Annotated in this window: 21 protein-coding genes and 1 tRNA gene; 8 read left to right on the top strand and 14 right to left on the bottom strand. The window is 59.3% G+C overall.

Annotated elements, in window-relative coordinates:
- The first annotated feature begins 55 nt into the window (after positions 1-55).
- Positions 56-2,101, top strand: coding sequence for a ComEC/Rec2 family competence protein (locus BLQ98_RS06625; protein ID WP_093732555.1), 2,046 nt, complete (start codon positions 56-58; stop codon positions 2,099-2,101).
- A gap of 3 nt (positions 2,102-2,104) precedes the next feature.
- Here the strand turns inward: BLQ98_RS06625 and lexA are convergent, their stop codons facing one another.
- The 7 genes from lexA to BLQ98_RS06590 all read right to left on the bottom strand — a co-directional run bounded on the left by lexA (position 2,105) and on the right by BLQ98_RS06590 (position 7,591).
- Positions 2,105-2,803, bottom strand: a complete 699-nt coding sequence (lexA, locus tag BLQ98_RS06620; RefSeq protein WP_093732554.1) for a transcriptional repressor LexA — start codon at positions 2,801-2,803, stop codon at positions 2,105-2,107.
- 62 nt (positions 2,804-2,865) lie between these two features.
- Complete coding sequence (locus BLQ98_RS06615; RefSeq protein WP_093732553.1) at positions 2,866-4,038, bottom strand: molybdopterin molybdotransferase MoeA; 1,173 nt, start codon at positions 4,036-4,038, stop codon at positions 2,866-2,868.
- Positions 4,035-4,508 carry a cyclic pyranopterin monophosphate synthase MoaC gene (gene moaC / locus BLQ98_RS06610; RefSeq protein WP_093732552.1) on the bottom strand — a complete coding sequence of 158 codons (474 nt, stop codon included), beginning with the start codon at positions 4,506-4,508 and terminating at the stop codon, positions 4,035-4,037. The genes BLQ98_RS06615 and moaC overlap by 4 nt, the downstream gene beginning before the upstream one ends.
- Positions 4,508-5,332, bottom strand: coding sequence for an indole-3-glycerol phosphate synthase TrpC (trpC, locus tag BLQ98_RS06605; protein WP_093732551.1), 825 nt, complete (start codon positions 5,330-5,332; stop codon positions 4,508-4,510). Before trpC ends, moaC begins: the two co-directional genes overlap by 1 nt.
- Positions 5,329-5,997: a uracil-DNA glycosylase gene (locus BLQ98_RS06600; protein WP_093732550.1), complete on the bottom strand. Its 669-nt coding sequence runs from the start codon at positions 5,995-5,997 to the stop codon at positions 5,329-5,331. The genes trpC and BLQ98_RS06600 overlap by 4 nt, the downstream gene beginning before the upstream one ends.
- Positions 5,994-7,013: an anthranilate phosphoribosyltransferase gene (gene trpD / locus BLQ98_RS06595; RefSeq protein WP_093732549.1), complete on the bottom strand. Its 1,020-nt coding sequence runs from the start codon at positions 7,011-7,013 to the stop codon at positions 5,994-5,996. The genes BLQ98_RS06600 and trpD overlap by 4 nt, the downstream gene beginning before the upstream one ends.
- Positions 7,010-7,591: an anthranilate synthase component II gene (locus BLQ98_RS06590; RefSeq protein ID WP_093732548.1), complete on the bottom strand. Its 582-nt coding sequence runs from the start codon at positions 7,589-7,591 to the stop codon at positions 7,010-7,012. The genes trpD and BLQ98_RS06590 overlap by 4 nt, the downstream gene beginning before the upstream one ends.
- Before the next feature lie 160 nt (positions 7,592-7,751).
- On the opposite strand from BLQ98_RS06590, the gene BLQ98_RS06585 reads away from it, so the two are divergent.
- Complete coding sequence (locus BLQ98_RS06585) at positions 7,752-9,335, top strand: divergent polysaccharide deacetylase family protein (RefSeq protein ID WP_093732547.1); 1,584 nt, start codon at positions 7,752-7,754, stop codon at positions 9,333-9,335.
- Positions 9,336-9,400: 65 nt separating this feature from the next.
- Here BLQ98_RS06585 and BLQ98_RS06580 read toward each other — a convergent pair whose 3' ends face one another.
- The 6 genes from BLQ98_RS06580 to fabI all read right to left on the bottom strand — a co-directional run bounded on the left by BLQ98_RS06580 (position 9,401) and on the right by fabI (position 16,505).
- A complete protein-coding gene (locus BLQ98_RS06580; protein WP_093732546.1) occupies positions 9,401-10,441 on the bottom strand; it encodes a succinylglutamate desuccinylase/aspartoacylase family protein in 1,041 nt (346 codons plus the stop codon).
- 2 nt (positions 10,442-10,443) lie between these two features.
- On the bottom strand, positions 10,444-11,955 hold the full coding sequence (gene trpE / locus BLQ98_RS06575; protein WP_093732545.1) for an anthranilate synthase component I: 1,512 nt from the start codon (positions 11,953-11,955) through the stop codon (positions 10,444-10,446).
- A gap of 12 nt (positions 11,956-11,967) precedes the next feature.
- Positions 11,968-13,812, bottom strand: a complete 1,845-nt coding sequence (locus BLQ98_RS06570; RefSeq protein WP_093732544.1) for a peptidylprolyl isomerase — start codon at positions 13,810-13,812, stop codon at positions 11,968-11,970.
- 67 nt (positions 13,813-13,879) lie between these two features.
- Positions 13,880-15,007, bottom strand: a complete 1,128-nt coding sequence (locus tag BLQ98_RS06565; RefSeq protein WP_414718558.1) for an aminotransferase — start codon at positions 15,005-15,007, stop codon at positions 13,880-13,882.
- 174 nt (positions 15,008-15,181) lie between these two features.
- Positions 15,182-15,694: a xanthine phosphoribosyltransferase gene (gene gpt, locus BLQ98_RS06560; protein WP_093732542.1), complete on the bottom strand. Its 513-nt coding sequence runs from the start codon at positions 15,692-15,694 to the stop codon at positions 15,182-15,184.
- Between the two features lie 4 nt (positions 15,695-15,698).
- Positions 15,699-16,505, bottom strand: coding sequence for an enoyl-ACP reductase FabI (fabI, locus tag BLQ98_RS06555; RefSeq protein WP_093732541.1), 807 nt, complete (start codon positions 16,503-16,505; stop codon positions 15,699-15,701).
- A gap of 219 nt (positions 16,506-16,724) precedes the next feature.
- Between fabI and pdxH the strand changes: the two genes are divergently transcribed.
- The 6 genes from pdxH (at position 16,725) to BLQ98_RS06525 (ending at position 23,968) form a co-directional block, all read left to right on the top strand.
- The gene (gene pdxH, locus BLQ98_RS06550) at positions 16,725-17,330 is read left to right on the top strand and encodes a pyridoxamine 5'-phosphate oxidase (RefSeq protein ID WP_093732540.1); all 606 of its coding nucleotides are present in this window, start codon (positions 16,725-16,727) and stop codon (positions 17,328-17,330) included.
- A 72-nt stretch (positions 17,331-17,402) separates the two neighbouring features.
- On the top strand, positions 17,403-17,951 hold the full coding sequence (locus BLQ98_RS06545) for a cold-shock protein (protein ID WP_208596028.1): 549 nt from the start codon (positions 17,403-17,405) through the stop codon (positions 17,949-17,951).
- The gene (locus BLQ98_RS06540) at positions 17,906-18,415 is read left to right on the top strand and encodes a DUF192 domain-containing protein (RefSeq protein WP_093732539.1); all 510 of its coding nucleotides are present in this window, start codon (positions 17,906-17,908) and stop codon (positions 18,413-18,415) included. Before BLQ98_RS06545 ends, BLQ98_RS06540 begins: the two co-directional genes overlap by 46 nt.
- 74 nt (positions 18,416-18,489) lie before the next feature.
- A tRNA-Pro gene (locus BLQ98_RS06535) sits at positions 18,490-18,566 on the top strand.
- 642 nt (positions 18,567-19,208) lie between these two features.
- On the top strand, positions 19,209-22,862 hold the full coding sequence (locus tag BLQ98_RS06530) for a vitamin B12-dependent ribonucleotide reductase (protein ID WP_093732538.1): 3,654 nt from the start codon (positions 19,209-19,211) through the stop codon (positions 22,860-22,862).
- Between the two features lie 872 nt (positions 22,863-23,734).
- Positions 23,735-23,968, top strand: coding sequence for a hypothetical protein (locus BLQ98_RS06525; RefSeq protein ID WP_141135307.1), 234 nt, complete (start codon positions 23,735-23,737; stop codon positions 23,966-23,968).
- 34 nt (positions 23,969-24,002) lie between these two features.
- On the opposite strand, the gene BLQ98_RS06520 is transcribed toward BLQ98_RS06525, so the two are convergent.
- Positions 24,003-24,207 (bottom strand): integrase core domain-containing protein (locus tag BLQ98_RS06520; protein WP_141135306.1); only part of this gene is annotated, 205 nt, incomplete at its 5' end.

The following is a 24,207-nucleotide window of genomic DNA, read 5'->3' as shown; positions in this document are numbered from 1 at the left end:
TCCTTTGGAGCTAGCGTTACCGACTATCTACCCAGTGCAGAGAACGGGGGCAAGTATGGGGCTGTTGTCCTATGGGACGCAGACAATGCGCGCGCAGCGCGGGCATCTGATCGGCTGGGTGCCCGTATGTCTGGCCGTGGGCATTGGGGCCTATTTCGCGCAGCGCGTAGAACCTTCGGCGTCGGTTTTGCTGTGGGGGGCTGGTGGTGCTGCACTGCTGGTGGCCCTCGCAGTATGGGCGGGCGAGGCTGCGGGGCCTGTTATTCTGGGCGCTGCGCTGGTTTTGATCGGGTTTGATCTCGCGGCGTGGCGGGCGCACGCTGTTGGCGGACCGGTGCTGGCGTGGCGCTACTATGGGCCCATCGCAGGGCGGGTGGTGGCCCTGGACCGGAGCCAGTCTGACGCGCAACGTCTGACGCTGGATCAGGTGGTTTTAGAACGCATCTCGACAAGGCGTACGCCTCTGCATGTCCGCGTGTCCTTGCACGGGGACAGAGCCTTTGATGCAGCGATCACACCGGGGTTGAGGGTGATGACCACGGGGCATCTGTCACCGCCAAGCGGACCTGTTGAGCCGGGGGGATTTGATTTCCAGCGTCACGCTTGGTTCGCACGCCTAGGGGCCGTCGGCTATAGTCGCACGCCCTTGCTGGCGGCGCGCCCTGCCACCGAGGGGCACCGGGGGCTGGCCGTGTTCCGTTTGCGGATGGCGGCGTCGGCACATATCCAAGCCGTGTTGCCCGGTGACATAGGCGGGTTCGCCACAGCGATTACGACCGGTGATCGGAGTGCGATCAGCCAAGACGCGTTGCGCGATCTGCGCGCCAGCAATCTCGCGCATCTTTTGGCAATTTCAGGGCTGCATATGGGGCTGCTGAGCGCCGTGGTGTTCGGGGCACTGCGCGCGATGTTGGCGCTGGTGCCGTGGGTCGCGCTCAGGTGGCCCACGCGCAGCATGGCAGCTGCGGGCGCGCTGATTGCGGCCAGCGGCTATCTGTTGCTGTCGGGCGGCAATGTCGCAACCGAACGTGCGTTTATCATGGTCGCCGTAGCGCTTGGTGCATTGATCATCGGGCGGCGGGCGCTGACCCTGCGCGCCGTTGCAATTGCTGCGACCATCGTCCTCGTCCTGCGCCCCGAAGCGTTGACGGGGCCGGGGTTCCAGATGTCTTTTGCTGCGACCACCGGATTGGTTGCCATCTTTGGCTGGCTGCGCAGCGCCGACGTCTCGCTCGGGCCGAAATGGTTGGCTCCTGCCTTGGCGACGGTGATTTCCTCGGCCGTGGCGGGGGCATTTACCGCGCCCATCGGGGCGGCGCATTTCAATACGATCGCGCATTTTGGGCTGATAGCGAACCTGCTGTCGGTCCCCTTGATGGGGGTCATGGTGATGCCCGCTGCCGTGGCGGCCTTGATCATGGCACCGCTGGGGCTAGAGTGGATCCCCCTTCAGGTCATGGGCGCGGGGTTGCGCTGGATTTTATTGGTCGCGCAAAGCGTTGCAGGGATCGACGGGGCACAGGGGCACGTACCAGCACCCAGCCCCTGGGTGCTGCCACTGCTGGCGTTTGGATTTTTGTGGCTGTTGCTGTGGCAGGGCTGGTTGCGGTTTGCCGGTCTGGGCGCTGTCGTTGCGGCAGGGGTGTTGTGGAACAGTGCACAGCGTCCAGCGGTGTTGATCTCGGACACTGGCAGTCTGGTGGGTGTGATGACCCCCGCAGGCCGAGCGCTCAGCAAGCCAAAAGGCGCGGGGTTCGTGGCGCTCAACTGGCTAGAGAATGACGGAGATGGTGCAGATCAGGCCCAAGCCGCAGCGCGTTGGCGCGCTCGGCCCAAGCTGGGGGGCGCAGAGGTCATTCACCTGTCAGGCAAACGCGCGCGCACTGCCTTCGGGGACTGTCAGGCCAGTCAGATCGTGGTGCTCTCGGTTATGGCTGACCCACCGCTTCGAGGCGGATGTAAGATATTTGACCCCGAAAGGCTGCGCGGCACGGGTTCGGTTGTACTAAAGATCAACAAGGGGCAGGTGACAATGCAAACGGCCCGCCAAAAGGCGGGCGCGCGATTGTGGACAGCATGGCGGTCAAAAGAAGAAAAATAACCGTTAGTAGGTGCGGATCAAACCGACCAGACGTCCCTGCACCTTGACCTTATCCGACGGCAGAACCCGCGTTTCATAGGCGGAGTTGGCGGCTTCCAATGCGACCGAACTACCATGGCGGCGGAATTTTTTGAGCGTCGCCTCGTGATCCTCGACCAACGCAACCACGATGTCGCCATCGTCCGCAACAGAGGTTTCGCGGATGATCACCACGTCACCATCATTGATACCAGCGTCGATCATTGAATCGCCTTGGACTTCAAGCGCGTAATGTTCGCCGCTGCCGCTGATCATGCCGCCTGGGACGGCGACCGATTGGGTCATGGTGCTGATCGCCTCGATCGGGACACCGGCAGCGATCCGGCCCATCATTGGCACATCAAAGGAGGGCGCGCTGACAGGTTGCGCAGCAGAGGGGGGCGGTCCGTCGGGACGGTCGCCGTCAATCACGCGCGGGGTAAAGCCGGCACCAGACATACCACCCAGAGTATCTGGCAGTTTCACAACTTCGATCGCGCGGGCGCGGTGTGCCAAGCGGCGGATGAATCCGCGTTCCTCCAGCGCTGTGATCAGCCGGTGGATGCCGGATTTGGACCGCAGATCAAGCGCTTCTTTCATCTCGTCAAAGCTGGGCGGCACGCCATCGCGTTGGACGCGCTTGTGAATAAAGGCCAGCAGATCGAGTTGTTTCTTGGTCAGCATCCGGACATTCCCCGTTTCTATTTGGGGTTTGTTCTAGAGATGTTCTTGTTTTGTGTCAACAGTCACAGGGGGATACAACCAATGGTTTCTTTGGCTTGACGTGGGCCGTCGTCGGGCGGGCGGACCATCAGCACATCGGCGCGTGACAGGATACCCAGCAGCGAACTGTCTTGGTTGCTTTCGGGGTGAACCGCTCCGTCACGCACCATCGCGCGCATGTAATGCTCACGCGGTCCGTTGGCGGGTAAATCGACCCCTAGGGGCATATCAACACGGGTGGCAGGGACGGCCGGTAGCCCCAGCATTTTATGCAAGACAGGTACGACAAAGACGGTGCCGCAGACCATAGCTGATACCGGATTGCCGGGCAGGCCGATCATCGGCACATCGCGCAACCGGCCCGCCATCAGAGGTTTGCCGGGACGCATGGCGACTTTATAGAAAGACTGCTCCATCCCCATCTGCGCAGCGACAGGGGCGACCAGATCGTGATCGCCGACAGAAGCACCGCCAATGGTAATGATCAGATCGGCATCCTGCGCCATCGTAAAGGCTTGGGTCAGCGACGGCACCGTGTCGCGGGCAATCGGGATCATGCGGCACTGCGCGCCATGCTGTTCCAACAAAGCGGCCAGGCCAAAGGTATTGGAGGCGATGATCTGGTCGGGGTTCGGCACCTCACCGGGTTGCACCAGCTCGTCCCCGGTGGCGATAATCGCAACGCGTGGTTTGGCATAGACCGGCAGCGCCGCCACATTCATCGACGCCAGCAGCGCGATATCGGCGGGGCGCAGCTGGCGCGGGGTATCCATCGTGTCGCCTGCATGGAAATCCCCACCGGCGGGGCGAATATTGGTCTTGGGGCCGATGTCATGGCCCAGCATGATCAGATCGCCACGACGGGTCGTATCCTCTTGGATCACAACGAAATCAGCGCCTTCGGGGACAGGGGCACCGGTAAAGATGCGCACGGCCTGACCTGCCTTGACCACACCGTCGAACCTATGGCCCGCCGCCGCTTCGCCGATGACCTTGAACATCGCGTCGGGCTCGACCTCTGTCTGGCGCAGGGCATAGCCATCCATAGAGGAGGCTGCGAAAGGCGGCTGGGTGCGGGTGGCAATAACATCGCGTGCCAGCACTCGGCCCGCGGCCAGACGCAGCGGGACCTCTTCCACCTCGGTGGCGATGACGAGATCAAAGAGATGCGACAGGGCGTCGCTGACGGAGATCATTCTGCCTCGTACCGGCCCGATTTGCCGCCGTCTTTCAGCACGACCCGCAGGCCTCCGATTTCCATGCCTTTGTCCACGGCCTTGGCCATGTCATAGACGGTCAGCGCGGTGACAGAGGCGGCGGTCAGCGCTTCCATCTCGACGCCGGTCTGTCCGGTGGTCTTGACGGTCGCTTCGATCTGGAGCCCCGGCAGTTCGGGGTCTGGTGTAAGTTCGACAGAGACTTTGGTGATGGGCAGCGGGTGACACAGAGGGATCAGGTCAGCGGTGCGCTTTGCCGCCATGATGCCAGCCAAACGGGCGACGCCCATGACGTCACCTTTCTTTGCGCGGCCTTCGGTAATGATATCAAAGGTTTCGCGCTGCATCTTAATTTGAGTTTTTGCGGTGGCGACGCGTGATGTGACGGGCTTGTCCGACACGTCGACCATATGCGCGTCGCCCTTGCCGTCAAAATGCGTAAGCGCCATTACATGCCCCCCGGACGCAACGGCGTCGCAAGCAAGTTGCGGGTTGCGACCTCTACGTCGTCTTGGCGCATCAGGCTTTCCCCGATCAGGAACACGCGCGATCCGTACTTTGCCATATCGGCCAGATCGTCGGGCGTGTTCAGCCCGCTTTCAGATACGATCATTTTTTCTACATCTACATGTTTTGAAAGCAGGCGCGTGGTATCCAGCGAAGTCTCGAAGGTTTTGAGGTTGCGGTTGTTGATCCCCATCATCCGGCTTTTGAGCACGGCAGCGCGGTCGAGCTCTTGCTTGTCATGCACTTCAATCAGCGCGTCCATGCCCCATTGGGCGGCGGCATCTTCAAGCTCTATCGCCTGTGCGTCACTGACTGATGCCATGATGATCAAAATGCAATCGGCCCCAAGCGCGCGGGCTTCGGCGACCTGATAGGGGTCGTACATGAAATCCTTGCGTAGCACGGGCAGGGTGCAGGCCTCGCGGGCGGCGACAAGATATTCCTTGGCCCCCTGAAAGCTGGGCGTGTCCGTCAGCACCGACAGGCAGGTCGCACCACCGGCGGCATAGGCGGCTGCTAGCGCGGCGGGATCGAAATCGGCACGGATCAACCCTTTTGACGGGCTTGCCTTCTTGACCTCGGCGATCAACCCGTACCCCTCGCGCGAGGCGTCGAACAACGCGTCGGCAAAGGGGCGTACGGGCGAGGCGGCGCGTGCCTCTGCCTCTACGGCCTCAAGCGGTTTGGCGGCCTTGTCGGCGGCGATCTCTTCCAGCTTGTAGGCTTTGATCTTGTCTAGGATGGTGCCAGTGTTGGTATCGGTCATGATGTCTCCGGGGTTGCCCAGTTTATGGAGCCTTGGCCTTGGGCGTGCAACCAGTCATTGCAGCGCGAGAAGGGGCGTGACCCGAAAAACCCACGTCGCGCAGACAGCGGCGAAGGGTGCGGGGTTTCCAGCTTAAGGTTCACTGCGCCGTCCACGTCTCGTGCTGCCTTTTGCGCATGGGCCCCCCACAGAAGATAGGCACGGGGACGGTCCGACAGGCGGTCCAGAATTTGCATCGTCAACAGATGCCACCCAAGCTTGGCATGGCCACCTGCATCCCCTGCCGGTACCGTCAACGTCGTGTTCAGCAGCAGCACGCCCTGATCCGCCCAAAACCGTAGGTCGGCAGTGCGCGGACAGGCCCCGAGGTCGTCGGTCATCTCTTTAAAGATGTTGGATAGCGATCGGGGCAGTGGTTTGGTGTCGGCGTGGGCCGAAAAGGCAAAGCCATGGGCATGGCCGGGGGTAGGATAAGGGTCTTGGCCCAGGATCACCACCCGCACCGCATCGGGTTGCGTGTGTTCAAGCGCGGCAAAAAATTGCGGTTGCGGGGGTAAAATCTGGCGATCTTCAGCAGCAAGCGCAGTGGCGATCCCCGGCAGTGTATCGTCAAAGAACGCAAGATTGCGCCAAGCCCCTAGCCGCGACAGATCGAGGGTGCTCATGCGGTTTGGGTGATCCGCGCGACTTGGGTGATTTTGTCACGCGCAGCACCGCTGTCGATGCTGTGGCGCGCCATCTCAACGCCGGCTTTCAGGTTGGGTGCCGCATCCGCCACCACCAGCGCCGCTGCCGAATTAAGCAAGACCGCATCGCGGTAGGCCGAGGGGGTGCCATCTAGCAGTGCGTTGAAATCGCGAGCATTTTCTTCGGGTGTGCCACCTATGATATCTTCGAACGGATGTACGGGCAGTCCGGCGTCTTCGGGCGTGATCTCGAACTCGGAGATGGTGCCGTCTGGGTTCAGGGCTGCGACCCAGCTGGTACCCGTGATCGTCAGCTCGTCCGTCCCGTCAGAGCCATGCACAAGCCACGCTTTTTCAGAGCCAAGCGCGCCAAGTGTTTCGGCCATCGGGCGGATCAGATCGCGGCGATAAGCCCCGGTCAGCTGCCGTTTGACGCCAGCGGGGTTAGTCAGCGGACCGAGAATGTTGAATATCGTACGGGTTCCCAGCTCGGACCGTGTGGGCATGACATGGGCAATCGCGGGATGGTGCATCGGCGCCATCATGAAACCGATGCCGGCATCGCGCAGGGCAGCTTCGACGACCTTGGGCCCGACCATCACCTTGAGCCCCATCTGCGTCAGTGCATCCGCCGCACCCGATTTCGACGACAGGTTCCGGTTGCCATGTTTGGCGACAACCACGCCCGCACCCGCCACAACAAAAGCCGTCGCGGTAGAGATATTCAGCGTGCCCTTGCCATCGCCGCCGGTGCCCACGATGTCCATCGCTCCAGCAGGGGCGGTGACGGGATTGCATTTGGCGCGCATCACATAGGCTGCGGCGGCATATTCATCCACCGTCTCGCCGCGGGTGCGCAGAGCCATCAGAAAGCCGCCGATCTGGCTGGGGGTCGCTTCGCCCTCGAACAGGATCTGGAACGCGGTCTCGGCCTGATCCCGGGTCAGCGGGCCATTGGCGGCCGCATCGATCAGAGGTTTCAGAGCATCGCTCATGCGGGCACCTTTACGTTGTTCAGGAAGTTTTGCAGCATCTGGTGCCCGTGATCCGACCGGATCGATTCAGGGTGGAACTGCACGCCATGCAGGGGCAGATCGCGGTGCTGCAGCCCCATGATCGTGCCATCTTCAAGCTCTGCGGTGACCTCAAGGCAGTCGGGCAGGGTGGCGCGCTCGACGATCAGCGAATGATAGCGTGTCGCGGCAAAGGGCGACGGCAGCCCCGCAAAAACGCCCTGACCCTTGTGGTGCATCATGCCCATTTTGCCGTGCACGATCTCGCCCGCGCGCACGACCTTGCCACCAAAAGCCTGACCAAGCGTTTGATGCCCAAGGCACACGCCCAACAGCGGCGTGCTTGTTTCGGCAGCTGCAGCGGTCAGCGCCAAACAGATGCCCGCCTGATCAGGGTCGCACGGACCGGGTGACAGGATGATCCCCGACGGGTTCATCGCCATCGCGGCCTGCACGTCGATTTGATCGTTGCGGCGGATTTCAACTTCGGCCCCGAGATCACCCAGATAGTGTACCAGGTTGTAGGTGAAGCTATCGTAGTTATCGATCAAGAGCAGCATACGGTAATTCTTTGTATTGGGGCAGGGTTTAGGGCTAGAGGAACCGCGCAAAAACACGGTATAATGTCCACTAATACATGTTCAGGGTTAAGACCCATCGTCAAGGGCAGCAGGTCGGCAGAGCCGCGCGAACCGGAACAAAAACAGGAGCGATCATAATATGTCACGCGGGTTTATTGGCGGTATCCTTATTGGTGCGGTGTTCAGTGTTGGCGTGGCTGGGGTTGCTTCGTTTATGGTGCCTATCGGGCCAGCGCCGTTGTCAAACGCACCTACGCCAAGCGACGAGAGTGATCTTGATATTGTGCCCCAAGCCCCTGAGACGACGCAATTACCTCGGTCACAGATCGTTGCACCGTCCGAGGATTTGGCCGAAAGCACTGACAATGTTGTGATCGTGACAGAGCCTGATCCTGTCGCAGACCCCATGCCCGAACCGCAGAGTGAAGCGGTGCCCGAGGCGGATGAACCGGACGTTGTGGTGCTCGAGAGCGAGGCTGCCGTTGCCGAGGAACTTCAAGCAGAGAACACCCCCGATGCTGCGCCAGATGCAGAATCGGGTAAGATGGCAGAAACCGAGGTAGAACAAGCGCCTGAACCTGCACCCGCACCTGCACCGTTGGTCGCGCTGGATATCGATGCAGCCGCGCCCGTCACTGCACCTGACGCCGCCACACCGGACATTGCGCTTGATGATCCGATCCTGCCGAATCCGATGGCGCTTGCGCCGATGGAGCCCACTGCACCGGATACGCTCGCGATTGAAACCCAGACGGCACCGCGCATCGAGGCCGATGCAGACATTGCGGCCCCCGCGACACCCACGCCGGATACCGACATTGCCACCGCGCCAAGTGCCCCAGACGCGCAGCCAACGGAAGCACCGGCTGATGTCGTTTTTGGTGCGCCTGACCAACGCACGGACGGGCGCCCGACGATTGGAACGCCAGCGGCAATTACATCGGAACGCGATACAGGCGTCACGATCAACCGCTTGCCAACCGCGCAGTCAGGTGAACAGGTCGCGCCGCAGGTCCAGGCCGCGGGTCAAGGCCCGGCGATCACCCGTTTCGGTCAGCCTTTTGCCAACCCTGACGACAAACCCCTGATGAGCGTGCTCTTGATGGATGTCGGCAGCGATCTTCAAGGCGGAGAGGTCGGCATCGCTGCGTTGCGCAGCTTTCCTTACCCTCTAAGCTTTGCGGTTGATGTCAGCCTACCGGACGCGGCAGAACGGATGAAGATCTACCGCGACGAAGGCTTCGAGGTGCTGGCGATGGTCGACCTGCCCCAAGGCGCGCAGCCCAGCGATGCCGAAACCACGCTGGCGGTGGCTTTTTCGCGATTGCCAGAGGTGATCGGTGTGCTTGAAGGGTTGGGTGCCGGCCTGCAGCCCGACCGGGCCACGGCCGATCAGGTGACGGCGATCCTCGGGCAGGGCGGCTATGGGCTGGTGACCCAGGATAAAGGGTTGAACACCATGCCGAAACTGGCCGTCAAAGAGGGGGTGCCGGCAGCACCAGTGTTCCGCGACTTTGACAGCAAGGGCCAGACGTCCACCGTGATCCGGCGCTTTCTGGATCAGGCCGCATTCAAGGCGGGCATCGAAGGGTCGGTGATCATGATGGGGCGGATGCGGCCCGAGACGATCTCGGCGTTGTTGGTCTGGGGATTGCAGGACCGTGCAAGCCAAGTGGCACTCGCCCCTGTCTCGGCCGTGCTGAAAAACGCCACGCCTGAATGATCTGCTGATAAAACCGTCGAAACCTGCGCGCTGCGTGAGCTTCGACGTGGCCGGATGTGGCGAGCCTAGATAATCTCGTCTTCGTCGAACAGCGGGTCGCTTTCGAGCTGCGTAATCATATCCTCGACCGTATCTGCGACGGCCTTGGGCAACAGTTTTGCCAAGTGGAAGACCGCGTCGCCCTCGTTCACCACGGGCAGGATCGCGCGGCCGATCAGGATGCCGTCATGGGGGGCGGTAATGTCTTCTTCAGTCTTGCCAAACGGATCAGAGACGGTTGCTAAAGCGTCGCCTTCTTTAACGGTTTCCCCCTCGGCCCTAAAGGTACGCAGCAGCCCACCGACCGGCGCGCGCAGCCAGGTAGAGCTGGAGCAAACATGGGATTGGCGGCGCGAGGGGGCGATGCCCTTGGCCGGCAGCATGTCTTCGACATGCATTACCCGCAGAATGCCCGCAACGCCCGCCCGCACAGCCATCTCGTCAAACCGCAGCCCTTCGCCCGCCTCGTACAGCAGCACGGGCGTGCCCTTGGCGGCAGCGACCGCGCGCAGCGATCCGTCGCGCAGGGGCGAGGTCAGCACCACCGGCGCAGCAAAGCTGGCGGCCATGCGCCGCGTGACGGCGTCTGATGGAGAAATACGCACCTGCGGCAGGTTGGTGCGATGGATCGCGGCAGAGTGTAGATCGATCCCGAAATCACAGCGCAGCACCACATCATTCAAAAAGATATGCGCCAGCCGCGATCCCAATGACCCCGAGGGATGCCCCGGAAAACAGCGGTTCAGATCGCGACGGTCCGGCAGATACCGCGACCGGTTCAAAAAGCCAAAGGAGTTTACCACCGGGATCACCAGCAGCGTGCCCCGCAAAGATTTCAACTGCGGCGCACGCAGCAGACGGCGCACGATCTCGACCCCGATCAGCTCGTCCCCGTGAACAGCGGCGCTGACAAACATGGTAGGGCCGGGGCGTTTGCCGTGGATCACTTCAAGTGAAAGACCGACAGGCGTGTGGTCCGGCAGGATCGAGATCGGCAAGTCGATCTGTGCCCGAGAGCCGGGTGCCACTTGTTGACCCGAAATCTCGAACGGGGCTTGCGTCGGCATCCTCAGCTGTTCCCTTGACCTGCAAACCGCGCCGCGTCGGCCGCCGCGCGGCGGATAGCGTCGGATTTATGCACCGTCTCCATATACTCCGCCTCTGCGTCGCTGTCATAAACAACACCACCACCGGCTTGAATATACAGGGTTTTGTCCTTGATGACGGCAGTGCGCAGCGCGATGCACATGTCCATGTCGCCGCCCGCGCTAAAATAGCCGACACCGCCGCCGTACAGCCCGCGTTTCTCGGGCTCCAGCTCGTCGATGATCTCCATCGCGCGAACCTTCGGTGCGCCCGAAACGGTGCCTGCGGGCATCCCCGCAAAGAACGCATCCAGCGCATCACGATCCTCGCGAAGCTCGCCCACAACGTTGGACACGATGTGCATCACATGGCTGTAGCGCTCGACGATGAACTCCTCGGTCGGACGCACCGTGCCGATCTTGGCAACACGGCCCACGTCATTGCGGCCGAGATCCAGCAGCATCAGATGTTCAGCCAGCTCTTTCTCGTCGGCCAGCAAGTCGGCCTCGAGGGCGCGGTCTTCCTCTGGCGTAGCACCACGACGGCGGGTGCCCGCGACGGGACGGATCGTGATCTCGTCACCGAACACTCGTACGAGGATTTCGGGCGAGGCCCCGACGACGTGAAAGTCACCGAAATTGAAATAGAACATGAAGGGCGACGGATTGGTCCGGCGTAAACTGCGATAGAGCGCGAACGGCGGCTGCGAGAACCCTTGCGCCCACCGTTGCGACGGCACCACCTGAAAGATGTCGCCCGCTACGATATAGTCGCGGGCTTTTTCAACGGCGGATTTATAGCCTTCGCGGGTGAAGTTGCTGACAGGGGCGGATTCCTCATGGGCGTCCCCCAGATCACGGCTGGTGCCGGGCATCGACCGTTCCAGATCGCGCACCGCATCCATCACACGCTCGGCGGCTTGGGCATAGGCGGCCTTGGCCGATTGTCCGTCCGACACCCAAGCGGGGGAGACGATGGTGACCTCGCCCTTGACCCCGTCCAGCACCGCAATCACCGAAGGGCGCACCATCATTGCATCGGGCAGCCCCAAGGGGTCGGGGTTCACATTCGGCAGATGTTCCACCAGCCGGATCATGTCATAGCCCAGATAGCCGAACAGCCCTGCGGCGGCTTGGGGCAGGTCATTGGGCAGGTCGATCTTCGATTCCGCGATCACCGCACGCAATGTATCAAGCGGGTCCCCCTCGACGTCGTCGAAGGCATCAACGTCATAGCGTGCCGCACGGTTGATCGCCGACGTGGTGCCCTGACAGCGCCAGATCAGGTCCGGCTTCATGCCGATGATGGAATAGCGCCCACGCACTTCGCCGCCGGTCACCGATTCCAATACGAAAGCGTTCTGCGCGGCACCGGTGAGTTTCAGCATCAACGAGACTGGCGTGTCCAAATCGGCTGCCAGGCGGGTGTAAACGATCTGGTTGTTGCCCGCCACATAGCCGGCGGCAAAGCTGTCATAATCGGGTGTCAACGACATGGGAGACCTACCTTAGGGGAAGTTCACGTGAACGGCGTCAATCGCCTGCTGGTCGACGCGCGGTGCCGTGCGGCGGATCACATCGTCGGAAAACGCAGCAAACAGCGCCTGAGAAAGCTGATCATCCAGCTGCGCGGCAATCTGGGTTTTGACCTGTGTCATCCGGTCATCCTCGGCTGCATCTTTTATGCGATCAAGGCGCACAAGTGCGACCTCGTCGGTGCCTTCAAGCAGCTTCACATCACCGGGTGCTGCATCAAACACAGCGGCAATGAATCCTTGGGGGGCAGCGCTGACAACCGCGTCACGAGATTGGTCAGACCCGGTCTTGGGCTCAAGCCCCAGCTCCGCGAAATCGCCCCCATCAGCAAGCTCTGCCTGCAGGGTTTCTGCCTTGGCACGCAGGGCGTCGATCAACTGTTCGTTTCGCCATGCCGCTGCCACATCGGCGCGCGCGGCGTCGAATGGGTTGGGGCGTTCTTCTTTCGTGCCGTCCAGACGCATGGCAAAGACGCTGCCGTCATCCAGCTGTTCGATCTGTGGAAAATCGTTCTCGGTCAGGCGCGTCGCAGCTTCGCGGAAACCGGCATAGGCGGCGATGCTTTCGCTGCTGTCCTGCGTCCATTCGATGGTGCTGAGGGTCATTTTGCTGTCTTCTGCGATCTGTTCGAGCGTGGCACCACCGGCCAGTTGATCGTCCAGATCACGGGCGCGGACCTCGACCAGACGTGCAGCGCGGTCGGCGGCCAGGTCTTGTACCAGCGTCGGGCGCGCCTCTTCGAAGGTGGTGTTTAGCGACGGCAGCACGCCGTTCACACGGAACAAAGCAGGCCCGAGGTTGCTGGGTAGGGGGCCAACAATATCGCCGACCTCAGCATTGAACACCGCGTCGCCCGCCGCGCCAAGCTGCTGCTGGCTCAGGTCCCCCAGATCTACATCTGACAGGGACAAACCACGGTCGGCCACAAGCGCCTCGAAGGTGGTGCCGTCGACCTCTAGTGCGGCGGCGGCCTGATCGGCAGCTTCCTGATCACGAAAGACCAGACGTTCGATCAGACGGCGTTCTGGCTGGATGTACTCGTCGGCGCGGTCGTCATAGGCTGCCTGCAGCTCTTCGTCGGTCAGCTCTACCTCGTCCAAAAGATCCTGCGGACCCATCGTGATGTAGGTGATTGTCTTGCTGGCGGGAAGCATGAAACGATCGGCATTGTCGTCATAAAAGGCTCGTAGCTGGGCGTCAGTCGCGTCGGGCAGGGGCGCATCAAGATCGTCTTGGGTCAGCTTGGCCCATGTAAAACTGCGCTGCTCGCCCACATAGGACACCAACGTGTTCGCATAGGCTTCGGGCATGGAAACACCGCCGGTGATTGCCTGTTGCAACAGCGTCCGGCCCGCTTCTTCGCGCAGCGATTGTTCGAATTCGTTTTCGTTCAGACCGGCCTGTTGCAGCGCGAAACGATAGCCCTCGCGGTCAAAATTCCCGTCAACACCTTGGAAAGAGGGAATTTCCACAACACGTTCGCGCAGGTTTGTGTCACCGATCGACAGCCCCATCTCGTCGGCCTCATTGTCCAGCGCGCGCAGACGCACCAGACGTTGCAGCACGGCGCGGTCCAGACCGATGGCCTGCGCCTCTTGGAAGCTAAGCTGCTCGCCGGACTGGCTTTCGATGGCGCGGATCTGTTGTTGCAGCTCGCGGGCATAATTATCGACGGAGATCGATTTGTCGCCCACTTCGCCAACGGTGCGTGCGCTGCCGTTCAGATTGACCGCCCCAAAACCGCCCAGACCCAGGATCAAAAGACCCATGAGCCCCCATACTGCGGTTTTCGTAAAGCTGTTGCCTTTGGCTTTCATGGTCTCATCCCTTAAACGCACATTTTGCCCTGTCTATGCGGTGCGTGGCAGGGGGGCAAGAGGCCCGTTAAACCTGTGTCAGGCGGTCAAACAGCACGTCGATCCCTGCGACATCCAGATTGGCAAAGGCGATCCGCAAATGACGTGCGCCGGTGGGGTCCTCTGTCGGGTGGAACATCGTGCCGGGCAAGGTCAGAACCGCCGCATCCCGTACCAGCCTCGGGGCCAGCAAAGCAGAGCTTTCCTCAAACGGATGGGACATATAGGCAAAATAGCCGCCAAGCCCCAAGAGCTTCCAGCCTTTGGCGTCCAACTGGTGCATGTTGTCCGCAATCGCCTGACGCCGCGCAAGGATTTCGCGCCGCTCGCCGGCAAGCCAGCTGTCAAGGTTCTGCATGCCCCAAAGGGCGGCATGCTGTCCGATCTGCCCGGGGCAAATTGCAACCGTATCAAGGAACTTCTCGACTTCGGTCAGCCGGTCCTCAGATGCGACAATCGCACCCACGCGGTGCCCCGTCAGACGGTACGCTTTGGAAAAGGAATAGAGGTGGATCAGCGTGTCATGCCAGTCGGGGTCTTGAAACAGACGGTGCGGCGGGCCTGAACGGCTGTCGAAATCACGATAGGTTTCATCGACGATCAGCGCGATGCCGCGGGCGCGGGCCAGGTCGAAGAACGCCTGCACCAGCTCTTCGGGATATTCGACGCCGCCGGGGTTATTTGGCGTCACCAAGGCAATGGCGCGGGTGCGGTCGGTAATGAGCGAAGCTGCGTGATCGGGATCCGGTAAAAGCGCGTCGCCCACAGCCAGCGGCACGGCTGCCACGCCTGACATATCCAGCCACATCTTATGGTTAAAGTACCACGGCACCGGCAGGATCACCTCGTCGCCCTCGGCACAAAGCGTGGCAATCGCAGCGGCAAATGCCTGATTGCAGCCTGATGTAATTGCCGCCTGCGCAGGTTCCACGGCACCGGCGTAATGAGCGCTGACCTGAGCGGCCAGCTCGTCGCGTAATTCGGGCAGGCCCAGCACAGGGCCATAAAGATGCGCGTCGTCATTATTCAGCGCGACATCCGCCATCGCCTGACGCATTGCCTGCGGGGGCGGGTCGACAGGGGCAGCCTGACTGACGTTGATCAAGGGCCGGTCAGCGTCAAAATGGACGCCCGACAACCACCGGCGCGCCTCCATCACCGGGGGAGAGAAAGTCGCAGCGGTACGCGGGATCATGTCAAAGGTGCTCCAGGCTGGGCGAGGGAGGGGGGATCCGGCGAGCAGACCAGCGCAAAGTCTGACGCGGCGCGTAGCCGCTGCTTCCAAATGGTCCTAAATCCTCGCCGAAGGCATGTATTTTCGGGCGCGCGTTCAGTCCTTGCCGCGGTAGGGTTCGACGTATTGCAAGGCCATGTCCCAAGGAAAGAAAATCCACGTGTCCTGGCTGACCTCGGTGATGAACGTATCCACCTGCGGGCGTCCTTTGGGCTTGGCATAGACCGTCGCCAGATGTGCATTGGGATAAAGTCTGCGGACGACCTCGAGGGTTTTGCCTGAATCCACTAGATCGTCGATGATCAGGATGCCCGTTCCATCGCCCATCAGCTCTGCATCAGGGGCTTTAAGCACGACCGCATCTGATTGATCCTGATGGTCGTAGGACTTGATCGAAATCGTATCGACAGTGCGAATGTCCAGCTCGCGCGCGGCGATCATTGCGGGGGCCATACCACCACGGGTGATGGCGACCACAGCCCGCCAGCCGCCGTCGTCAGGGCCCATACCGTCCAATCGCCACGCCAGCGCCCGGCTGTCACGGTGAATCTGGTCCCAGCTGATGTGAAACCCTTTTTCGTGGGGCAGACGCGAGGCATCCTTGCTCATGTCGTTATTCCTTTGTCATGTCTGGGGCGTCGACGGCTTTCATGCCGACAACATGATAGCCCGCGTCCACATGCAAGTTCTCGCCCGTGGTGCCAGACCCAAGATCGCTGAGCAGGAACAGCGCCGATTTGCCCACATCGTCAATGGTGACATTGCGGCGCAGCGGCGAATTATATTCGTTCCACTTCATGATATAGCGGAAGTCGCCGATGCCCGAGGCGGCCAAAGTCTTGATCGGGCCGGCGCTGATCGCGTTGACGCGGATGCCGTCTTTGCCCAGATCTTCGGCCAAATATTTCACCGAAGCTTCTAGTGCAGCCTTGGCGACGCCCATCACGTTATAATGCGGCATCACTTTTTCCGCACCGTAATAGGTGAGGGTCACGGCACTGCCGCCCGGCTTCATCATCTTTTCCGCGCGCTGCATCACAGCGGTGAAGGAATAGACCGAGATGTCCATCGACATTGCAAAGTTGGCGCGGCTGGTATCCACATAGCGCCCGCGCAATTCGTTTTTGTCCGAGAACCCGATCGCGTGCACGATAAAGTCGATCCCGTCCCAGCGTTCGCCAAGAGAAGTGAACAGCGCATCGATCGACTCTTCCGACCCAACGTCACAGGGCAGAACCAGGTCGCTACCCAACTGTGCTGCCAGCGGGCCAACACGCTTTTTCAGCGCTTCGCCCTGATAGGAAAACGCCAGCTCTGCACCTGCGTCAGCAAGAGTGCGTGCGATTCCCCAGGCAATCGACTTGTCATTGGCAAGGCCCATGATAAGTCCACGTTTGCCTGCCATAAAGTCATTTGCCATTGTTTTTCCTTCGACTATGTCACTGAGCTTTTATCCGGTTTATGCTATTGATAGTTTGGCATCAAGGCTGCACGATGACCGCGGCTCTTTCAGAGCACTCCGTAGTAAGCCGCCTTGGCGGATCCAGGCGCGGGGGTGTCTTTAGTTGTTCTTATATGTCATTTGATATACAGCAATGGCGCAAGATTGCGCTGCTGCGCATAGAAGGGGGTCAGGATTATGGAAGCGCGCAAAGGTATATTTGCCGGCGATAACCCTTTCGAGATCGCACGCCGCTGGCTCGATGAAGCCACCAAGACCGAAATCAACGACCCGAACGCCATCGCGCTTTCCACTGTGGATGCGGACGGGTTGCCAAATGCTCGGATGGTTCTGCTGAAAGAGATAGAAGACGCGGCCTTTGTCTTTTACACCAATTATACCAGCGCCAAAGCGCAAGAACTGGATCACGCGGGCAAAGCCGCCTTTGTGATGCATTGGAAATCGCTGCGCCGACAAATTCGTGTGCGCGGCACCATTACGAAAGAAGAAGGCCCACAGGCGGACGCTTATTATAAATCACGTTCGCTCAAAAGCCGGTTGGGGGCTTGGGCCTCTGACCAATCGTCCCCGCTTGCCAGCCGCGCGGCCTTGGTCACCGAGGTGGCAAAGGTTACCGCCAAGAAGGGACCAAACCCAGACCGCCCCGCTTTTTGGGGTGGCTACCGGATTACGCCGGTTGAGATAGAGTTCTGGGCTGACGGAGAGTATAGATTGCATGACCGTTTTGTCTGGCGACGTGCCGGACCAAGCGACGATTGGAGCGTAACGAGATTAAACCCATAAGGCGATTTTTGTCGCTGATATTTTGTACGCGGGCACTTAGTTGCCTGACCTAGAGAAGACCAAAGGACATTTGTGTCAGAAGTATCCAGCAATAGCTCTGCCGTTTCCGGCGTGGTGAAATGGTTCGACCCTGCAAAGGGGTTCGGTTTCGTTGTCTCAGACTCAGGCGGGCCCGATATCCTGTTGCATGTCAATGTGTTGCGCAATTACGGTCAAAGCTCGGTTGCAGATGGTGCGCGCATTGATCTTACGGTTCACAAGACCGACCGCGGTGTGCAAGCGACGCAGATCCATGCCGTGCACCCGCCTGCCACAGCCCAGGCCATGGCCCTGTCCGATATTGTGGGCATCGACCCCGCCCTCGTGGCTGCGGCACCACTGGAACCTGCTCGGGTCAAATGGTTCGACAAGTCAAAGGGCTTTGGTTTCGCAAATGTGTTTGGCAAAAGCGAAGACATCTTTCTACATATAGAGGTGTTGCGCCAGTCGGGTTTGTCGGATTTGCAGCCGGGCGAGGCGCTGGCGCTCCGCGTGATCCAAGGTGAGCGCGGGCAAATGGCGGCTGAGGTACATGCATGGGAAACGATACGGCTCGATTCATCTGGCACCGCGCAAAGCTGATCCGCACGGGCGTTCTGGCGCTTGCTGCGGTGGCCGTCGCAGGTGGCGCGTCTGCTGCGTGTCGCGCAGACAGCGTGACCTTGCGGGGGGACTGGGGGCAGGCGCGATTCAGCGTCGAGGTCGCCGATGATGACGGTGAGCGCGCCCAAGGGTTGATGCATCGCACATCGCTGCCGGGTAGTGCGGGCATGCTTTTTATCTATGACCGTCCCCAACGCCTTAGCTTTTGGATGCGTAACACATTGATTCCGCTGGACCTGTTATTCATTGATGCGCGGGGTGTGGTTCAGAATATCCACCGCAACGCCATTCCGCTCGACGAATCTCCGTTGGAGGGGGGCAGTGATGCGTTGCTTGCTGTGTTGGAAATCAACGGCGGGTTAAGCGCGCGCATGGGCATTACCACCGGCACACAGCTGCGCCATCCTGCCTTTGCAGGGCGTAATCCCGCGTGGCCCTGTTAGTTCTTCAAAAACTATCGTTTTCTGTGCAGTTAGGGCTTTTCAATCCGATTGCTTGGGGCTAAGTAGGCCGCAGTCGGGGCGTGGCGCAGCCTGGTAGCGCACCTGTTTTGGGTACAGGGGGTCGGAAGTTCGAATCTTCTCGCCCCGACCACTTTAAGAACCACCACATATAGTGTTCCTGATCTGCTTCATGCAGATCAGAACGCTGTATTTGTGTGCAATCTTACGTTTTTGCAACAGAACCGCCTTCTAGATGTGGCCAAATGGCCCCGCTTTGCAGCCTAGATCTGGTGACGGCTAAAAAAATAATAGTCCACAGTTCAGCATTTCTTATCCCCAGCCGGCTGTGCGGTGTTTTGTGGATAACTCAGGCGATGCATGAGGCAACTGTGCTAAACTCCAGTGTCTGTTAACTTTATCCGAGATGCCAAATTCGGGTCACCCCGTTTGTGCTCTGTGCATATCATTTTGCTGAATCGCCGCATTCGCCAAAGCTTCAAAAAATGCCGATCCGGTCAAGCCTCTAGTTTCCGAAAGACAATAATAAACCCGTTGACCCGATAGGGCCGCATACGTCAGTTTGTGTGAGTTGATGGGCGCAGCACTATATCTGGTGTCAGATGGGGGCGGCGCTTGGATCAGGTGACTTCAGGTACCGCGGGTTTGCGCCAGTCAAAATGGCACCGATGCGGGGCTGGCCTGACCGGTGTACAGGCGACGGTGCACATCTGCGACAGCGTCGTGCGGCTTCATCATGCCGCGGGTTAAGAGTTTGGAAATTGGGGCGGCACTTATGAAAATCGAAAGAAAATTCACGCAATCCGGTCAGGATGCATATGCTGAACTGGACTTTGTGAGCACCGCCTCCGAAATCCGCAATCCTGACGGGTCAGTGGTTTTTCGCCTCGATAACGTCGAAGTACCCTCAAGCTGGAGCCAGGTCGCCTCTGATGTGATTGCCCAGAAGTATTTCCGCAAAGCGGGCGTGCCCTCCGAGACCAAGAAGGTCAAAGAAAAGGGGGTGCCGGAATTCCTGTGGCGTTCCGTGCCCACCGAAGATGCCACGATGGGCGGAGAGACGTCCTCCAAGCAGGTGTTTGACCGTCTGGCTGGCGCTTGGGCATACTGGGGCTGGAAAGGTGGCTATTTCACCACCGAAGAGGACGCCCAAGCCTATTATGACGAGATGCGCCACATTCTGGCCAGTCAACGCGGTGCGCCAAACAGCCCGCAATGGTTCAACACCGGTCTGCACTGGGCCTATGGCATCGATGGCCCGGCACAGGGGCATTATTACGTCGATTATAAAACCGGCAAGCTGACGCGTTCGACCTCCTCTTACGAACACCCGCAGCCCCATGCGTGTTTCATTCAGTCGGTTGCTGACGATCTGGTCGGCGACGGCGGCATCATGGATCTATGGGTCCGCGAAGCGCGTCTGTTCAAATATGGCTCGGGCACGGGCACCAACTTTTCCAGCCTTCGCGGGGCAGGGGAGAAGCTTTCGGGGGGCGGTAAGTCGTCGGGTCTGATGGGCTTTCTCAAGATCGGGGACCGAGCGGCGGGCGCGATCAAATCCGGCGGCACAACGCGGCGTGCGGCGAAAATGGTAATCGTCGATGCGGACCACCCCGATATCGAGGATTTTATCAACTGGAAGGTCATCGAAGAGCAGAAGGTCGCGTCTATCGTCGCCGGCTCCAAAATGCATGAACGCGAGCTGAACAAGCTTTTCGCCGCGATCAAGGCGTGGGATGGGACGCAGGCCGATGCCTATGACCCCGCTAAGAACGAACAGCTGAAGGCAGCAATCCGCAGCGCGAAAAAATGCGCGATCCCAGAAACATACGTCAAGCGCGTGCTGGATTATGCCAAACAGGGCCACACGTCGATTGAATTCCCGACCTACGACACAGACTGGGATTCCGAAGCCTATTCGTCGGTATCGGGCCAGAACTCCAACAACTCGATCCGTGTGACCAACGCGTTCTTGCATGCCGTCGAAAAAGACGCCGATTGGGAACTGCTGGACCGCACCACAGGGCGCGTGTCGAAAACCATCCGCGCCCGTGATCTGTGGGAACAGGTCGGCCACGCGGCATGGGCCTGCGCGGATCCGGGCATCCAGTACCACGACACGGTCAACGACTGGCACACCTGCCCAGAAGACGGCGCGATCCGCGGATCAAACCCTTGTTCAGAATACATGTTCCTGGACGACACGGCCTGTAACCTTGCGTCGATGAACCTACTGACCTTCCTGCAAGACGGTGAGTTTATGGTCGAAGACTATATGCACGCCTCGCGTCTGTGGACTGTTACGCTGGAAATTTCGGTGATGATGGCGCAGTTCCCGTCCAAGGAAATCGCGCAGCGGTCCTATGACTTCCGCACGCTGGGTCTGGGCTATGCCAACATTGGCGGTCTGCTGATGAATATGGGCTTTAGCTACGACAGCGACGAGGGCCGAGCGCTATGTGGTGCGCTGACCGCGATCATGACCGGCGTATCTTATGCAACCTCGGCCGAGATGGCCGGTGAATTGGGGGCCTTCCCGGGCCATGCCAAGAATGCCGACCACATGCTGCGCGTCATCCGCAACCACCGCAACGCGGCATATGGAAATGCAGACGGCTACGATGCACTTTCGGTCAAGCCTGTACCGCTGGATCATGCGAACTGCCCTCAAGCCAACCTGATCGCCATTGCAACGGCAACATGGGACGAGGCCTTGCGCCTTGGTGAAAAGCACGGGTATCGCAACGCCCAAACGTCTGTGATCGCGCCCACGGGCACCATCGGTCTGGTCATGGATTGCGACACCACCGGGATCGAGCCTGACTTTGCGCTGGTGAAATTCAAGAAACTCGCGGGCGGTGGTTATTTCAAGATTATTAACCAATCCGTACCTGCAGCGCTTGAAAAGCTCGGCTACGGATCTGCCCAGATCGAAGAGATGGTAAGCTATGCCGTCGGTCACGGCACCATCGGAAACGCACCAGCGATCAACCACACCACGTTGGTTGGCCACGGTTTCGGTCCCAATGAGCTGGCCAAGATCGACGCGGCGCTGGCGCAGGCCTTTGACATCCGCTTTGTCTTTAACCAGTGGACCCTTGGCGAGGAGTTCTGCACCCAAGTCCTTGGCATCCCTGCCGAAAAGCTGAATGATCCGACGTTTGACCTGCTGAAATCTTTGGGCTTCTCCAAGAAAGACATCGAAGCAGCCAACGATCACGTTTGCGGCACAATGACCCTGGAAGGCGCGCCATTCCTCAAACCTGAACATTACAGCATCTTTGACTGTGCCAATCCCTGCGGCAAGAAGGGCAAGCGCTACCTGTCTGTGAATAGCCATATCTACATGATGGCCGCAGCACAGTCGTTTATCTCGGGGGCGATCTCCAAGACGATCAACATGCCAAACGACGCCACCATCGAAGACTGCCAAAGCGCGTACGAGCTTTCCTGGTCCCTCGGGGTGAAAGCCAACGCGCTCTACCGTGACGGATCGAAACTGTCGCAGCCCCTGGCTTCTGCGCTGGTCGAAGATGACGACGAGGCGGCAGAAACGCTGGAATCCGGCACCGCCCACGAGAAGGCTGTCGTACTGGCTGAAAAGATCGTCGAAAAAGTTATCGTCAAAGAGATCATTAAATCGCACCGCGAAAAGATGCCTCAGCGGCGCAAGGGCTATACCCAAAAGGCCAATGTGGGCGGGCACAAAGTCTATCTGCGCACCGGTGAATACGAAGACGGCTCCTTGGGCGAGATCTTTATCGACATGCACAAGGAAGGCGCGGGCTTCCGCGCGATGATGAACAATTTTGCCATCGCCGTGTCCGTGGGCCTGCAATACGGTGTCCCGCTCGAGGAATTCGTTGACGCGTTCACCTTCACCAAGTTCGAACCCGCCGGCATGGTGCAAGGCAATGACAGCATCAAGAACGCGACCTCGATCCTGGACTATGTGTTCCGCGAACTGGCCGTGTCTTATTTGGATCGGACCGATCTGGCCCATGTCCAGCCTGAAGGTGCCAGCTTTGACAGCATCGGACGCGGAGATCAGGAGAGCGTTGCGAACGTCTCAGAACTCTCGGAAACTGCGGCAACGCGGTCACTGGAAGTTCTCAGGCAGATCAGCTCTACCGGTTATCTGCGCAACCGGATGCCGCAAGATTTGGTCTTGCTGCAAGGCGGGCAGGGGCCGGGCGGCACCCAGACCCTGGACCGTGCGATGCCACAGGCTGTGCAGCACTCCGCCTCCACGACCATGGGGTCAACCACTGCGGTCTCGAGCAGCGCAGTCAGCATGGACGCACGGGTAAAGGCAAAGATGCAAGGCTACGAGGGCGAAGCCTGTGGCGAATGCGGAAACTACACTCTGGTCCGCAACGGCACCTGCATGAAGTGCAACACCTGCGGCGGCACATCCGGCTGCAGCTAAGCCAAGTTGAGCGGGTGTGTTAAAAAGCCAAGCATATGAAGCCCATTTCGAGTGTTTCGGCGGCCATTTACAGGCTGATTAACGCCCAGTTCGCGTAAGTTGTTGATTTTATTCACGCGGGCTGGGGGCAGATCCTTTATGGAGTTTGATGGTCTAGTACAGCAATCACGGAGGGGAACGAGACATCTTTTGGGGGCATGTGGGTACAAACGGAATAGCATCGAGCCCTAGTGCGGCTTCAAGATCTTAGCAGTTTCGAAATGAGAAAAGAGATAGTTTCTTCTCTCATTCCATCGAACAGGGGGCCGGTGCGCAAGCCCCTAGCGACGGCCAAGCCGCAGGCATAAAACAAACGAGTGGTAAACGATGTGCTTGGCTATGAGAAACTTAGGGTGCCCTCCGGGCACCTTTTTTCGTTTCTATACCAACAAGCAATAGCGCTATGGAATTCGCAGTGTGGTGATAGATTGAACTTTGATAGCTAATTCTGAGTAATAAGGTCCGCATTGCACTCGAAATCCGCGCTGCTGCTCAGCGAACGTCGGTGTCTACGACTTGATTTTTGGAGCTAGTGCAAGGGTGTAAAGTTTCTTCATTTTGGAAATGGCTGTGAAATACAGAATCATCAAACACTTTTCGTAATTACCTAAAATTTGGTCCTCGGGTTTTGAAGTTCGTTCCATATCTTGCCATAGGTTTGGTATCTTTTGAGTGTAGGATGTTGGTTTAACTATATGATAGTAAATGAGTTTTACCAATATAATGAGTATACTTGATAAATAATCCGTCTCAGTGCATCATTTTTTTGTCAGATATCTGAGTCTGGCGAGGGGAGTGCTTTGGCCCAAGCGGCTAAAGCGAGGAGGAGGAAAGTGATGCAGAAAAATAATCTAATAAAGGTGGCCGCTGCGCTAAGTTTAATGTCAGCCGCTGGGGTTGCTCAGGCCGATACAATGCGGATCGCCCACGGGTTCCCGGCTCAATCAATTGTAGATGATACCTTTAAAACGCTCGCGCAACATGTCGAAGAAAATACTGATCTTGATACCGAAGTTTTCGCGCTAACGGTGCTGGATCTCAAACAAGCTTCACCAGGGCTAAGGTAATCCCCCCATTTTTAATGGGGTCCAACCGTAGAATTCAGGCGGCTGTTTTCAGTTTCATGGCGGGTGTCATGCCGCCGATACCCATGTTGGGTCGCTCGTTGTTGTAAGTCCAGAGCCATTCAGTTGCTTGGTCTTGTGCCTCCTCAATGGTTTCGAAGATGTATTGCCCGAGCCATTCGCCGCGAACGGTGCGGTTATAGCGCTCAATGTAGGCATTCTGTTGTGGCTTGCCCGGCTGG

Origin of the sequence: Sulfitobacter litoralis, assembly GCF_900103185.1 — a bacterium.
Taxonomy (GTDB): domain Bacteria; phylum Pseudomonadota; class Alphaproteobacteria; order Rhodobacterales; family Rhodobacteraceae; genus Sulfitobacter; species Sulfitobacter litoralis.
The sequence above is the reverse complement of the archived record's forward strand: the minus strand, read 5'-3'. Positions and strand labels throughout refer to the sequence as shown.